General features: G+C 43.2%; 11 protein-coding genes. All 11 read left to right on the top strand.

All coding sequences use genetic code 11. The features are described 5' to 3' along the window. A complete protein-coding gene (locus BLR27_RS03655) occupies positions 1–642 on the top strand; it encodes a carbohydrate-binding family 9-like protein (RefSeq protein ID WP_090700146.1) in 642 nt (213 codons plus the stop codon). A 30-nt stretch (positions 643–672) separates the two neighbouring features. Continuing rightward, positions 673–1,074 carry a RidA family protein gene (locus tag BLR27_RS03650; RefSeq protein ID WP_090700142.1) on the top strand — a complete coding sequence of 134 codons (402 nt, stop codon included), beginning with the start codon at positions 673–675 and terminating at the stop codon, positions 1,072–1,074. 17 nt (positions 1,075–1,091) lie between these two features. Next, a complete protein-coding gene (locus BLR27_RS03645) occupies positions 1,092–2,180 on the top strand; it encodes a dipeptidase (RefSeq protein WP_090700137.1) in 1,089 nt (362 codons plus the stop codon). 32 nt (positions 2,181–2,212) lie between these two features. Then, positions 2,213–3,352: a D-TA family PLP-dependent enzyme gene (locus BLR27_RS03640; protein WP_090700132.1), complete on the top strand. Its 1,140-nt coding sequence runs from the start codon at positions 2,213–2,215 to the stop codon at positions 3,350–3,352. Positions 3,353–3,497: 145 nt separating this feature from the next. Beyond that, the gene (locus BLR27_RS03635) at positions 3,498–4,952 is read left to right on the top strand and encodes a neutral/alkaline non-lysosomal ceramidase N-terminal domain-containing protein (protein ID WP_221406291.1); all 1,455 of its coding nucleotides are present in this window, start codon (positions 3,498–3,500) and stop codon (positions 4,950–4,952) included. A 19-nt stretch (positions 4,953–4,971) separates the two neighbouring features. Continuing rightward, positions 4,972–7,947 carry a PVC-type heme-binding CxxCH protein gene (locus BLR27_RS03630; protein WP_090700125.1) on the top strand — a complete coding sequence of 992 codons (2,976 nt, stop codon included), beginning with the start codon at positions 4,972–4,974 and terminating at the stop codon, positions 7,945–7,947. A 134-nt stretch (positions 7,948–8,081) separates the two neighbouring features. Then, positions 8,082–9,689, top strand: coding sequence for a N,N-dimethylformamidase beta subunit family domain-containing protein (locus BLR27_RS03625; RefSeq protein ID WP_090700122.1), 1,608 nt, complete (start codon positions 8,082–8,084; stop codon positions 9,687–9,689). A gap of 51 nt (positions 9,690–9,740) precedes the next feature. Next, positions 9,741–12,893 carry a PVC-type heme-binding CxxCH protein gene (locus tag BLR27_RS03620; RefSeq protein ID WP_090700118.1) on the top strand — a complete coding sequence of 1,051 codons (3,153 nt, stop codon included), beginning with the start codon at positions 9,741–9,743 and terminating at the stop codon, positions 12,891–12,893. 26 nt (positions 12,894–12,919) lie between these two features. Further along, positions 12,920–13,744, top strand: a complete 825-nt coding sequence (locus BLR27_RS03615; RefSeq protein WP_090700114.1) for a 3-keto-disaccharide hydrolase — start codon at positions 12,920–12,922, stop codon at positions 13,742–13,744. 178 nt (positions 13,745–13,922) lie between these two features. Next, positions 13,923–14,105, top strand: a complete 183-nt coding sequence (locus BLR27_RS03610; protein WP_090700109.1) for a hypothetical protein — start codon at positions 13,923–13,925, stop codon at positions 14,103–14,105. A gap of 103 nt (positions 14,106–14,208) precedes the next feature. Next, positions 14,209–15,576 (top strand): 3-keto-disaccharide hydrolase, encoded by a 1,368-nt coding sequence (locus BLR27_RS03605; RefSeq protein ID WP_090700106.1) that lies wholly within the window; start codon positions 14,209–14,211, stop codon positions 15,574–15,576. Positions 15,577–15,665 lie beyond the last annotated feature (89 nt).

Genomic DNA, 15,665 nt, shown 5'->3' with positions numbered 1-15,665 from the left:
ATGAAACATCTCTCTGTTCCATATATTAATATAGATGATACAAGCGTCATTGCTGAGATATCCAGGAAGCTTGATCATGTGCATCAGGAGATCATTAACAACTCACCCTGGGCTGCATTCCCCTATAAACCGGAGGTGTCCTTTGCCATGGCTCATGGCGACAGCGGCGTCTTCCTTAAGTTTTTTGTAGAAGAAAAGCATGTCAGGGCTGTTTGCTCCGAACCGAATCAACCGGTTTATAAGGATAGCTGCGTGGAGTTTTTTGTCTCTTTTGGGGATGAGCCTGAGTATTATAACTTCGAGTTTAATTGTGCAGGAACCTGCCTTCTTAGTTTTGGGGAGGAACGTACCAATCGTGAAATGACCTCTCCGGAGCTCATCAGATCGATCGCTTTTCAAAGCACTATGAAACCAGCAACAAGCAAGGATGCAAACATTGGATGGGAGCTGACGGTAGCGATACCTTTTGCTGCTTTTCAATACCATCAGATAACATCTATGAAAGGCAAAAAATGCCGGGCTAATTTTTATAAATGCGGAGATGAGCTTCCTGAGCCACATTTTTTGGCCTGGAATACTATACAAACTGAAGAGCCCGACTTTCACCGGCCGGAGTTTTTCGGAACCGTAGAATTCAATTAATACCTATAAATCAATCATAAAAAATAAAAAATGGAAAAGAGAGAAATACAACATCCGGATAAAGCAGATAAAACATTCAGTACAGGAGCATACTCTGCAGGGGTAATGGTTGCAGGCGACTGGTTGTTCGTGAGCGGACAGGCTGCTGTTGACTTTACAACAAGTTCTTTTGTTTTAGGAACAATCGAGGAGGAAACGCATTTAACCATCCATAATGTAAAACGTATCTGCGAAGCTGCTGGATTTACACTGGATGATATTGTGAAATGTACTGTTCACCTAAGTGATATAAAAGATTTTGATCGTTATAATGCTGTTTACGCATCCTATTTCACCAAGGTTAAGCCTGCCCGTACCACCGTTCAATCTGGTTTAGGCCATGGTATAAAAGTGGAGATCGACGCGATCGCATTCCGTAAAGGCGATAAATAATTGATATACCTTAAAGAATGACTGAAGAATCTGTATTTATTTTTGACTGCCACCTTGATCTGGCAATGAATGCGATCGAGTGGAACCGGGACCTGAAAAAAACTGTGTACCAGATCCGTAGCCGCGAAGAGGGAATGACCGATAAACTTGATCGTGCAAAGGGAGTAGTCGCACTTCCTGAACTCAGGAAGGGTAATATCGGACTAGTGGTAGCTACCCAGATCGCACGCTATGTAGAACCGGGAAGCGCCCTGCCGGGATGGAATTCTCCGGAGATCGCATGGGGTATTTCTCAGGCTCAGCTTGCATGGTACCGCGCTATGGAAGATCAGGCTGAAATGGTGCAGATCACTAATTTAGACCAGATGGAAAAACATCTGGCGCTTTGGTTCGACAAATCACTCCCTGATTATAATAAACCGGTCGGTTATATTTTAAGCCTGGAAGGTGCAGATTCCTTCGTCAATATTTCCTACCTGGAAAAAGCCTATGCCTATGGATTGCGTGCCTGTGGTCCGGCGCATTATGGCCCCGGCAGATACGCAGCAGGTACTGGTATGACCGACGGATTAACCGCTCAGGGTAAAGACCTGGTGAAGGAAATGGATAATTTGAATATGATCCTGGATGTGACACATTTAACGGATAAAGGTTTCGAAGAAGCATTATCTATTTTCAAAGGACCTGTTTGGGCAAGTCATCATAATTGCCGTGCACTGGTAGATCATCAAAGACAGTTAACCGATGATCAGATCAAAATCCTGATCGAAAGAGATGCGGTAATCGGCGGAGTTTTCGATACCTGGATGCTGACCGATAATTGGGTACGTGGTGTGGATGATCCTAAAGAAAGAGGAATTGATCTGGAGAAGGTGGTTGATCATTATGATCACATCTGCCAGATTGCAGGTAACAGCAATCATATTGCTATCGGCAGTGATCTTGATGGCGCTTACGGCAAAGAACAATCTCCATATGATCTGGAAGACATTTCTGACCTTCAGAATCTTAAAGGTATCCTGAGCAGACGTGGCTATTCTGGCGCAGACATTGAAAATATTTTTTATAAAAACTGGTTAAGGTTTTTGAGGAAAGCCTGGGCCTGATTGAAATTTAAACAGCAATTATTCTTGATAACATGACAAATCATGATAACTGGTATCAGTTTCAGAACATTGATGAGGTAGATTCTCCTGCATTGATCATTTATCCGGAAAGGGTGCTGGAGAATATTGAACGGTTGAAAAAAACTGTTTCTTCTGTCGACCTTCTTCGACCGCATGTAAAGACCCAAAAGAATATTGAAGCCACAAAGCTGATGATTGGTCAGGGCATCAATAAATTTAAATGTGCAACGATCGCTGAAGCTGAAATGTTGGGTATGTGTGAGGCAAAGGATGTTTTATTGGCTTACCAGCCTTTAAAACCAAAATTTCTGCGCCTCCTGAAATTGATGGAGGCATATCCCAAAACAAAATACTCTTGTCTGGTTGATAATCTTCAAACGGCACAAATGATCTCCGATTTATTCAGGAGTTCATCTTTTTATGCTTCCAATAAAGAAATGACTATGCCTGTTTGCATCGATCTGAATGTTGGTATGAACAGAACCGGTATCAAACCTACGCAAGAAGCCTATGATCTCTATAAAGAAATTCTGAATTTGTCTTCTCTAGAGTTTATGGCATTTCATGCCTACGATGGTCATAACAGGGATATGGATGTAGTGGAAAGAGCCGCACATTGTGACCGCGACTTCAAAGAGGCTGAAGAATTACGTGACAGGATTGGGCAGGAAGGACATAATTTCCCGCTGCTGATTGCTGGTGGTTCTCCAACTTTTGCTATTCATTCTACACGAAGGAATGTTGAATGCAGCCCCGGTACATTCATTTTCTGGGATAAGGGTTATCATGATGCTTTGCCTGAACAGAACTTTCTTTATGCTGCTCTGGTGCTTACAAGAGTAATTTCACTGCCCGATGAAAGCAAGATCTGTATCGACCTGGGACATAAATCTATTGCCTCTGAGAATGAGCTTCTAAAACGTGCTTACTTTCTGAATGCCCCTGAATTGAAGCCAATCGGACAAAATGAGGAACATATGATCATTGAAGTCGGAAAAGGACATGCTTATAAGATCGGAGATGTGCTCTTTGCCCTTCCAATACATATTTGTCCTACAGTTGCCTTATACGATCATGCGACAATTATTGAAAATGGAAAAGCAGCAGGTACCTGGAAAATTATCGCAAGAGACAGAAAGATCAATTTTTAATATTAATAAACATACTGGATATTTTTTAAATAAGATTGACCACAAAATTTATAAATTATTGATTGTCAACAGCTTAGTTTTTGTTTAGGCAAATATAATGGGTGATTGTTTAGGAGCTGTACAAATTATTTCAAAATTCTACAAAATGAACACGAAACCCGGAATCTTTAGCCTTTGTCTATTATTTTCAATTGCAAGCATTCATATAGTCAATGCTCAAAGTCCCGCGCAATCCGGCAAAATTTTCAAAGCCGGCGCTGCAACCAGTAATATCACCCCAAAAATCGGAACTTCCATAAATGGAAGCATGAAAGATATCACCATCAGGCAGATCCATGATGAGACACATGCACGGGCTATCGTTCTGGATGACGGACAAACGCGTCTGGCCATTGTCGTTGCTGACCTCTGCATGGTTTCCAGGGAGGTATTGGATGATGCCAAGCTAAGGGCAAATAAGATAACCGGTATTCCTGTAGAGAACATGATGATGTCAGCCACTCATACCCATTCCGGTGGCACTGCTTGTTCTGTATTTCAAAGTGATCCCGATAAGGATTATTTGATTTTTTTAAGAGAACGAATTGCAGATGCAGTAGTTAGAGCCAATAATAATCTGGTTCCTGCACGCATTGGCTGGGCTGTTGGAAATGAGCCTTCCCAGGTATTTAACCGTCGCTGGAAAATGAAACCCGGCAAACCGATCATCAACCCTTTTGGAAAGGAAGACCAGGTGAAGATGAATCCTGGTATAGCTAATCCGGATCTTCTGGAACCTGCCGGACCAACAGATCCGGGGCTTCCAGTGATATCCATTCAAAGTCTGACCGGCCGCCCAATCGCATTAATGGCTAATTATTCGCTTCATTATGTGGGTGGGACAGGTGCTGCAGAAGTATCTGCCGACTATTACGGTTTTTTTGCTGAAAGAATGAAGCAATTGATGCAGGGCGATCGGCAATACCCTGGCTTTGTTGCAATGATGTCGAACGGAACCAGCGGGAATATCAATAATATTAATTTCGGTGGCACGGCAGCGCCTTCAGTTCCGGCTTATACCCGCATGCAGCAGGTAGCAAATATTATAGCTGCGGAAGCTTATAAAACGGTTCAAAATATTAAATATCAGGATTGGATCTCCCTGAGTTCCGCACAGAAAGAGATCAATCTGGGTGTCCGGTTGCCTTCAAAAGATGAAATTGTTCGTGCAAAAGGGATAATTGCCCAGGCAAAAGGACCTGTCATGAATTCGATGGAAGAAATTTATGCCAGGGAGACTGTTCTGATTGCTGATTATCCTAAACAGGTTTCTGTTATCCTGCAGGCTTTCCGTTTGGGCGAATTGGCCATTACTTCTGCACCTTGCGAGGTTTTCGTGGAAATTGGTCTCAAGGTTAAGGCCGAAAGTCCCTTTAAAACAACCTTCATGGTCTCACTTGCCAATGGTTATAATGGCTATTTACCAACTCCTGAACATCATAAATTAGGCGGTTATGAAACCTGGAGGGCCAGATCCAGTTATCTGGAAGTTGATGCATCGACTAAGATCACCAATACCATATTCGATCTCTTAGGCAAACTGGATAGTACAAAACCTTAAATTCTACCTGAATTTGAATATGAAAAAATATAATTTCAATCAATATAAATTTTCTGGATTGCTTTTGCTGGTACTGGTAGTACTTATTGCTGCCTGGCAAAGTAATTCACGTTCTACTGAACTGAAAAAAGCATTGGATAGCTTTCAGATCGAGCCCGGAATGCGTATCGACCTGATCGTAGCTGAACCTCTGGTCATTGATCCTGTGGCATTTGTTTTTGATGAAGACAGACAGATGTATGTTGTTGAGGATCGCGGATATCCCGACCCTGCGGAAGGGGGAGCTCCAACTCGTCTTGGTCGGATCGCACTTTTAAAGGATACAAACGGTGATGGGAAATACGATAAACGAACCGAATTCGCAACCGGACTGACCTATCCCAATGGGATCCTGCCCTGGAAAGGTGGGGTATTTGTAACCTGTTCTCCTGATCTTTATTATCTTAAAGATACCAATGGTGATGGTGTAGCGGATATTAAAAAGGTAGTTCTTACTGGTTTCTTTGCCACACAGACCGCTCAGATCAGAACGAGTCACCCGATCCTGGGCCTTGATGGCTGGATTTATGTTACCGGAGGTTTGAATGGCGGAAATATTACTTCTCCTGAACACCCTGATCGCCCGGCTGTATCCTATAAATCTGCCGATGGACGCTTTCATCCCGAAACCTTTGAATTTCAGGTTACCGGAGGTAAAAGCCAGTTTGGCTTAACATTCGATCCCTATGGCAGACGCTTTGGTACTTCAAACCGTCATCCGGTGATGCATACCGTCATGGAGCCCTGGTATTTGAAGAGGAATCCTAACCTGCTTTTCAATGAAAGTGTACAGAATGTTTCTAAAACTGAGGCTGATGCAGTAGTCTATCCGATCTCGAATGCAGTAACCAGTGCTGACTTCATCCCGAAACTAATTGGCCGCTCACATGCGGGTACGTTCACGGCGGCCAGCGGCCTCCTTGCTTTTAACGGGACTGCCTTAACTCCGGCTCATCAGGGTAATATATTTATTTGTGAATCGGCGCAAAATCTGGTTCAGCGACAGATTGTCAATCCCGATGGTGTTTCTTTCCGGTCCAGAATTCCTTATGAAGGACGTGAGTTTTTATCTTCAACAGATGAATGGTTCCGCCCCGTATTTCTGCAGCATGGTCCCGAAGGTGCACTTTACCTAGCCGATATGCATCGTAAGGTGATCGATCATCCGGCTTATATACCTGAAGAGGCACGCCCTGGTTTAGACTGGGAAAGTGGAAAGAGCGATGGTCGCATCTACCGTATCGTTAGAAAAGATTTTAAAGAGAAGAAATATGATCGTAGCACAGGACTTAGTTCCAGAAGTTCGATCGAAAAGATCATGTCTTCCATTGCATCCGCTGAAGAATGGGAACGCGCCACAGCACACCGGCTTTTACTGGAGAGGAATGATCGGGCATCGATTCCTTCCCTGAAAAAAATAGCTTTGGCTGCTGCATTTCCTGAAAGTCGTGCGCGTGCTTTATGGTTACTCAATTCATTAAATTCTCTGGATTCGGATATCATTAAAAAAGCCATGCACGATAAGGTTTCCGGAGTACGTGAGCAGGCAGTACTAATGGCAGGATCAAACGCCGAAAAATATCCTGAATTAGTTCAATCGCTTGTTGCAGCAGCAGGTGATGAAGCTATTCGGGTTCGATTTAACAGCGCCCTGGTGCTTGGTTCATTGGAAGGCCCCGGAGTAGTGAAGGCTTTGGCAAAAATTGCTTCCCGGGATGGTAAAGATCAATGGGTGCGTGCAGCAGTTCTAAGTGGTATCGAAAAACGAATGCCCGTATTTTTATCTTCTCTGAGGGAACAGCAGGGTGCCGACCCAATGGCCTATGCCGCTGTGATGAAGGATCTGAGTCGTTTATTTGGAAATGCTGGTACTGTTGCTGATTGTCGCATTCTCTTGCAGGAAGTATTGTCTGCAAGCGGCGATGATGAATGGCGAGTATCGGCAATACTTGGATTAGCCGAAGGAACAAACGGCAGGATTAAGGAATTTGGAACTTCTCCAAAAGGAATGGTCTACGCTTTACAGGGAACAAATACCTCGTCTGCAAATGTTCAGTCGCTGGATAATTTTATCAATAGATCAATCAGCCTGGCAGAGAATGAAAACGGCAGAACACAATTACGTGTACTGGCAACCGCCCTTCTTGGATATACAGATTTCGACCGTGCTTCAAAGACGCTTCAAAAAATGCTTGATCTGCGTACTCCACCAGAATTATTGCTGGAATCGGTATCGGCCATCACTCGTTTGAATGATCCCCGTGGAGCAGCATTACTTACCGGAAAGCAGGCATGGTCAGCCTATACACCCAGAGTGAAATCGGCTGTGATTTCTGCACTGGTCTCTAAACCTGTTTTCATTTCTGAATTGTTCAGGGCCATAGAAAATGGAATAATTACAAGTGCGGAGATCTCTTCAGCAGATCGCATTCGCCTGATGTCAAACAAGGATCAGAAATTGAGCGAACAGGCAAAGCTATTATTTAAAGAATTAGAAGGCGGCGACAGGATGCAGATCTATCAGGAATACCGCCAGAGCCTGGCGCTTACAGCAAATGTTCAGCTAGGGAAAGCTGTTTTTCAGAAGTCGTGCTCTGCCTGCCATACTTATCAGAAAGAAGGCGGAAAAGTGGGACCGGACCTTACAGGAGTAAAAAATCAGCCTGCAGAGGCTTTATTACTGCATATCCTTGTGCCGAATTATGAGGTTTTGCCCGCTTATCAGTCAATTTCTATCAGTACAAATGATGGCCGTTCCCTGAGTGGCTGGCTTGTTTCGGAAACTGAAAATAGTCTGACCCTACGTACAACCTTTGGAACGGATGAGCCAATCCTGAGGAAGAATATTGCAACATTAAGCAACTCCGGACTTTCACTCATGCCTGATGGACTGGAGCGATCTATTTCAAAGGATGAGATGGCAAAGTTAATTGCTTACCTTAAAGGTGGAACCTGATAAATAATTAAAGGATATGATTTCGACCAGATTTAAATTTTAAGCGCGAATAGGGATAATTCAAAAAATTATTGTCCCATATAGAAAGCCTGATAGAATATAATAAACAGGATTCCTCCTGTTAACCTGAGCAAATGAAGAAGAATATAAATAATATATCGCGTCGCAAATTACTGAAAAATGCTGCTCAGGCAGGACTTTTAGGAGTTCTGACACCCTTGATTGGAACTGCCGAAACTCAGAAGCCTAAAGGTGGATTGATTGCAGCCGAGAATAAAAAGCAGGGCACAACGGATTGGCAGCTTACGTATGTAAAATCTGAAGAATTTCGTTCGAAAGAAATTGAAGGCTATTGCTCCAAAATGAGTATTCGTGCCGGCGAGTCGATCGATATTTTTTTAAGTGCCTCGTCCCAAACGAATGTAAGCATTGATTTCTATCGCATGGGTTATTATGGAGGTAAAGGCGGGCGCTTCATGCAAAAGTTGGGACCTTTCCCTGTGCGGCCACAGGTTGTTCCTCCAATTGCCGAACATCGTTTGCGCGAATGCGACTGGGATCGAACTACTTCATTTAAAATTCCTGAAGACTGGTTGAGCGGAGTTTATGTAGGTAAGCTCTCCTGCACCGCGCACCGGTATGAGAGTTATATCATTTTCATCGTTCGCGATGATAGAAAGGCTGATCTAATGTTCCAAACCAGTGATACCACCTGGCAGGCTTATAATAAATGGCCCGACACCAGCCACTCACTTTATACCAGCGACCCGCCGCTGCAACCGCATAGCGGAAGAACCTGGTCGAGCTTTGACCGCCCTTTTTCGAAATATCCGCAGGTAGTTGATCAGCCTCTTTCACAAGGGTCTGGTGAGTTTTTGCTTTGGGAATATCCTCTTTGTTTTTGGCTGGAGAAGGAAGGGTATGATGTAACCTATTGCAGCAATATTGATACCCACGCAGATGCGAAGGGGCTTGACCGGGTGAAATGCTTTCTTTCTATTGGGCATGATGAGTACTGGACGCTTCCAATGTTTGAGAATGTGAAAAGTGCTGTGGCTCGTGGATTAAATGCTGCATTTCTTTCAGGGAATTCATTGATGTGGGTGATCGATCTGAAACCTGGGGTTAAAATGGATCCTGCGAAACTTAACAAAGCATCAGGTCTGGCTAAAGATGGGGGCGACCGCATACAGGTTGTACCGGATGCCAACGAGAATCCGAACCGCACGATATTTAGAATAGGTCGTTTTGGAGGGATCAGTAAAGTTGAGGAGGCATTGGGTATCATGGGCCCTTTCGCCAGAAATGACTGGCCGAATGAAAATACACTGATCGGTGCCAGAACGATGTATCCCTTCAATGGATCTGCCGACTGGATCGTGAGTAAACCTGAACACTGGATATTTGAAGGTACAGGTATGAAAAAGGGCGATAAGATCCCCGGACTTGTAGGATGGGAGCACCATGGCGACCCTGCTGATATTCCTGGTTTGGAAGTGGTGGCTGAGGGTGAAACGATCAATACTACTAATGCAAAATCTCATTATACAGCAACGGTTTATCCAGGTGGTAAAGGCAATTGGGTTTTCAATGCCGCGACCATTTACTGGTCATTCGGACTATCACAGCCGCCTGGAATTATTGTTCCAAACTCGCATTTTGGTCGTTCACATGGCGTAGATGAGCGAGTTCAAAAGATCACTGCCAACTTTTTAAACAAGTGCGGAATAAAAACCACCTAAGAAATAATTCCAATATAAACAGAATGCTATTTTAAAATTCACAATAAACAAATGAACTATTTTTCAAGAGTTTCTAAATTACCTTTTCAACTTGCAGTAGTTTTGCTGCTTTCCGGCAGTGTCTTATTTTTCCTTGGTAATAAAGAGAAAGAAACAGCAGTCCCTGAACTCGACGGACTGAAAGTCCCCGAAGGTTTTACCATTGAACGGGCTGTTGATCCCGGCATGATCTCTTACCCCATGTTTGCCTCTTTCGATGGCGATGGAAGGTTGTTTGTCTTCGAATCGGATGGTAGTTCGCCTACCAACGAAGGTATGCTGAAGAAACCTCCCTATCACATTCGCTTGCTGGAAGATACTGATGGCGATGGGAAATTTGATAAGAGTAAGATATTTGCCGACTCACTGTCCTTCCCCAAAGGCGGTGTATTTTATAATGGCAGTCTTTATGTAACCTCTTCTCCTGATCTGATACGCCTGACCGATACAGACGGGGATGGTGTGGCTGATAAGCGTGAGGTAGTCCTGACAGGTTGGGTATTGAATTCTAATGGTGCACTATTGGGAGGGCCATTTCTTGGACCAGATGGCTGGTTATACCTGACAGATGCCCGCCGTGGATTTGACATCACAACCAAAGAAGGTAAAAATTTAAAAGGAAGCAGTGCCCGGATCTGGAGATGCCGTCCGGATGGCTCAGGGCTGGAATCTATGGCTGGTGGTGGTTTTGACAATTCGATTGAGCTGGCATTTATGCCATCGGGCGAGACTGTTGGAACAATGACCTATTTCATTGAACCTCAGGCTGGTATGCGAGATGCGATCATGCATTGGGTGGAAGGCGGAGCTTACCCAAAATATAATCCTGTGATTGAAAAGGATAAATTTATTTTGACTGGCGACCTGATGCCGGTAATGAATAAAATGGCAAGGGTGGCTCCTTCGGGAATAATGCGGTATCGTGGAAACACCATTGGTAAAGAATATCAGGGTAATCTCTTTAGTGCCGAATTCAATACGGGTCGTATCATGCGTCATAAGGTTATTGCCGATGGTGCAACCTATAAAACTGTTGATGAGCCATTTGTTACATCAGGAGTTCAGGATATGCACCTCACGGATGTGCTTGAAGATGCCGATGGCAGTATGCTGATACTCAATACCGGGGGCTGGTTTATCCTGGGCTGCCCACTTTCCAGGGTTGCAAAACTAGATGTTCCGGGAGGAATTTACAGGATAAGAAAAACTGGTGCTGCAAAAGTTAATGATCCCTGGGGCACTAAACTGAATTTAAGATCAATGGCTGTTCCCGGACTTATAGCTGCTACGAAAGACGCTCGTCTGGCAGTCCGCGACAACGCGATCGAGCTCTTGATCAGCAAAGGCGAAGCAGCAGTCCTGCCTATAAAAAATTCATTGCTGAAGTCGGTTAGTGAAGAAATGCGTGCAGCGGGAATATTCGCTCTTTCGCGTATCGCTACGCCAAATGCCATGACCGGAGTACGTTCAGGTCTGATTGATCCTTCAGCAGTGGTAAAAACTGCTGCTGCCCGTGCTCTGGGACTTGCGAAAGACAAAGCCTCTGTCGATAAATTGATGGAATTGGTACAGAAAGAAAGATTTGCTGTCCGCCGTCAGGCTGCAACAGCTTTAGGTCAGATCGGTGATAAACGGGCCGTTCCTGCATTACTGAAAGCAGCAGCCATAAATAATGACCGGGTTGAGGAACATGCACTAATTTATGCCCTGATAGGCCTTAATAATACTGCTCCTTTGGTGGCCGCCTTGAATAATCCTTCTCCAAATGTGAAGAGAACCGCATTGATTGCGCTGGATCAAATTGGAGGGACGGCACTTAAGAAGGAAAATCTATCTCCTTTTCTGACAAGCAAAACCCCGCAATTGCAAAAGATCGGTATATGGGTTGCTTCCCATCATCCTGAATGGTCGGATATTGTGATCGGCTTCCTGAAAGGCCGATTGAATTCTGCTGAAATTGCCGGTGCGGATCTTATCGCTATACGCGATCTGATGATCACCTTTAGTAACGATAAGCAATTGCAGACTTTCCTTGCTGAACAGCTTGACAGTAAATCAGCATCGGATGTAAAAAAGATCTTTTTAATAGATGTGATCACTCATGCTTCGGTGAAGGAAATTCCTGAAGTTTGGGTTCAGACATTAGCTAAACTGCTTGACAGCGGAAGCACTGAAATTAAATCTCAGGTTTTAGGGCTGATCGAATCCAGAAGAATTAAAGCGCTGAATGATCAGCTAAGTCAGATCGTTCAGAATGTAAATACAAGTCCTGATTTTCGTTTGAAAGCACTAAGTTCCAAATTACTTTCTGTACCGTCCTTGTCGGATACGGAATTCACTATGGTGTTCTCTTATCTTGGCAATAAAAATGAATCACCGGTTAGGCAGATGGCTGCCCGCTTATTGTCTAATGCAAAATTAACTGATAATCAATTGGTTAAACTAGCAGATGAGCAGGTCGCAAAAACCGATGTTTACCTTTTGCCGAGCCTGGTAAGTGCATTTAAAAATAATAAGAGCGAACCAGTTGGTTCAGCATTGGTTGCTGCTTTAGGTGTAAGCCCTGATCGTCTGGATAATGTTTCTGAAGAAGAATTGAAAGGATTGCTAAGTGCATATTCTCAGAAAATTAAAAATTCGGCAGAGCCTTTAATGACAAAGCTGGCTGAGCGAAATGCAGGAAGATTAGCAGAACTGACAAAAGTAGAAGCGAGTTTAACCAGGGGCGATGTAGCTTCAGGAGCAAAAATATTCTTCGGGAAAGGCGTTTGTTCCTCTTGCCATGCTGTTGCTGGCAAAGGAGCCATTTTCGGGCCAGACCTGACCAATATCGGACAGATCCGATCGGGACATGATATTCTGGAAGCTATTTTATATCCGAGCGCTAGCTTTGCCCGCGAGTATGAAACCAGCAGAGTGACCACAAAGACTGCAACATATACTGGTGTATTAAAGGAGCAATTGTCTGATGCTATAATTATTTCAACAGGTCCGGGATTACAGGTACGTATTCCGAGATCTGAAATTACAGGAATTGAACCACTCGACATATCATTGATGCCTCCGGGCCTGGATAAACAGTTAAGTCCTCAGGAATTATCAGACCTGATGGCCTACCTGAATACCCTTCCAGATGGAATCGGAAACTTAGTAAAAAGAAAATAATCAATTAATAATTATCGATCCTTAGCATGAAAAAAGTATTTCTATTCTCCCTTGCCCTTATTGCCTTATCCTTTATTATGGATGGATGCGGTACCACCAAATCAAAACAAGGCGCCTCAACTGGCAGCAAGGCAAAATCCATATCCCTGTTCAATGGACAGAATCTGGATGGCTGGTATAAATTTGTTAAAGGCCGTGGCCGGGATAATGATCCAAAAAATGTGTTCAGTGTAGAAAAGGGATTGATCCATATCTCCGGAGAAGAATATGGTTGTATCACGTCGAATGAGGAGTATAGTAATTATAAACTAACGGTTGAATTTAAGTGGGGGCCTAAAACGTATTCACCGAGGGTAGATAAAGCAAGAGATAGTGGTATACTTTTACATTCAATTGGTGAAGACGGAGGTTACTCCGGAACATGGATGTATTCTATTGAATGTCAGATCATTGAAGGAGGTACAGGTGATTTTTTGGTGGTAGGAGATGGGACTAAAAAGTTTTCCTTAACCAGTAATGTGGCTCCTAAACAGCAGGGTAAAGGCAATGTATATTTGGCAGGTGGTCAGCCGTTAACTATCAATGGAGGCCGGATCGATTGGTTTGCCAGAGATCCAGAATGGAAGGATGTTGTTGGATTCAGAGGCAAAAATGATGTCGAAAAGCCTGTCGGTCAGTGGAATAAAGTAGAATGTGTTGTAATTGGTGATAAGGTTTCTGCTTACTTAAATGGAGTTTTGGTGAATGAAGCTTATCATGTTACTCCTACCAAAGGAAAGATACAGATCCAGTCTGAAGGAGCAGAAATGTTCGTCAGGAAAGTAGAGATCGTTCCTCTGGCATCGAACTAAGATTATGCAAATCATTCTATTCAAGTTTACAGCAACACTTATAAAAAAATCAGTTATTCGCTTTTTAATATATTTTTAGGTAAAAGCTAAAATGCATGCCCCCATTTATTTTAAATATGGAAACTGTTAGTTTCATTCTGCTTCTACTGACATTAATAGAGCAAAATTTAGAGTTATTATGAAAAGACTGTTGATAGGCTTTGGCCAGAGCACTAAATCTCCGTTCACCTTCTTTTCCGCCTCAGCTGGTGCGGCTTGCAGTAACCAAGCCTTAGTAGTAACTTTAATAGCATCAGGTGCAGCGGCGGCATTTTGTTTCTTTTCTGCTGAAGGAAAAGAAAAAAGAAAAATTATGTTATAAGAATTTGATCAATAGATGTTTGAATTAATTTTTCTTGTACTCTATTGTTTAATGATATAAAAGCTAAATTCAACTCTATAAATTAATCTTAAAAAGGAAAAATATGTTTTCTCCCAAAAAATTTCGTCCCTTTCTTCTAGCGGCATTAGTCCTTCCTGCAATTTTTACATTTGCAGAGAATCCTAAATCTGCAAAGACTGAAGGGCAAGCGATTGAGAACCCTCAAATGAATGGCTTTACCGCTTTATTTAATGGTAAAGATCTTACCGGCTGGAAGGGTTTGGTTGCCGACCCTATAAAAAGGTCAAAAATGGATGCCAAAACTCTGGCAGAGGCACAGGTAAAAGCTGATGCGGAAATGCGTGACAGCTGGAAAGTGGTCAATGGAGAATTACAGTTCGTGGGTCATGGTAATAATATTACTACGGTAAAGAAATATGGCGACTTTGAGATGATGGTTGATTGGAAGATCATCGACGACGGAAAGCAGGAGGGTGATGCAGGTATTTATTTGAGAGGAACACCGCAGGTGCAGATCTGGGATAATGCCCGTGTAAAATCTGGTGCGCAGGTTGGTTCCGGCGGATTGTATAACAACCAGGTTCATGAAAGTAAACCATTAAAAGTGGCCGACAAGAAATTGGGTGAGTGGAATACCTTCCGTATCATTATGAAGGCCGATCGTGTGACCGTTTATTTGAATGGTGAGTTGGTAACTGATAATGTGATCCTTGAAAATTATTGGGATAGGAAGCTACCGATCTTTTCGGAAGAGCAGATCGAGCTTCAGGCACATGGTTCACCGGTTTCTTACCGTAATATTTACATCAAGGAATTGCCTCGTGCAAAGCCATTTGAGCTGAGCAAAAAGGAAAAGAAAGAAGGATTCAAAGTGCTTTTTGATGGTACAAATATGTTCAGCTGGATGGGTAATACCAGAGATTATATCACAGAAAATGGCAATTTAGCTGTTCGTCCGAAGCCAGGTAAAAGTACCCTGGGAAATAATTTATTTACTAAGGAAGAATTCAGTGATTTTGTGTTCCGTTTTGAGTTTCAACTGACTCCGGGTGCTAATAATGGTCTGGGTATCAGGTCGCCTATAACTGGTGATGCGGCTTATCAGGGTATGGAATTACAAATACTGGATAACGATGCCCCAGTTTATAAAGATCTGAAAGTATATCAGTATCATGGGTCAATCTACGGTACAATTCCTGCAAAAAGAGGCTCCCTTAAACCTGTAGGAGAATGGAATTATCAGGAAGTGATCGTGCAGGGACCAAAGATCAAGGTTATTTTAAATGGTACCGTAATTCTTGATGCAGATATTACAGATGCCAGGAAGAATGGTGCTGCCGACGGCCAGAAACACCCCGGATTACAAAGAGATAGCGGACATATCGGGTTTCTTGGTCATGGTTCAGAATTGCAGTTCAGAAATATCCGGATTAAGGATTTAAGCAAATAGAGCCGAAAGCTAAAAGCACAAAGCTTAAAGCAAAAAACATAAGACACAAAGCCCTGATACAATTCATTTGTATCAGGGCTTTGTTCTTT

The organism is Daejeonella rubra (assembly GCF_900103545.1).
In the GTDB taxonomy this organism is placed as follows: Bacteria; Bacteroidota; Bacteroidia; order Sphingobacteriales; family Sphingobacteriaceae; genus Daejeonella; species Daejeonella rubra.
Note: the sequence above shows the minus strand (reverse complement) of the source record. Positions and strands in the feature narration are given on the sequence as shown.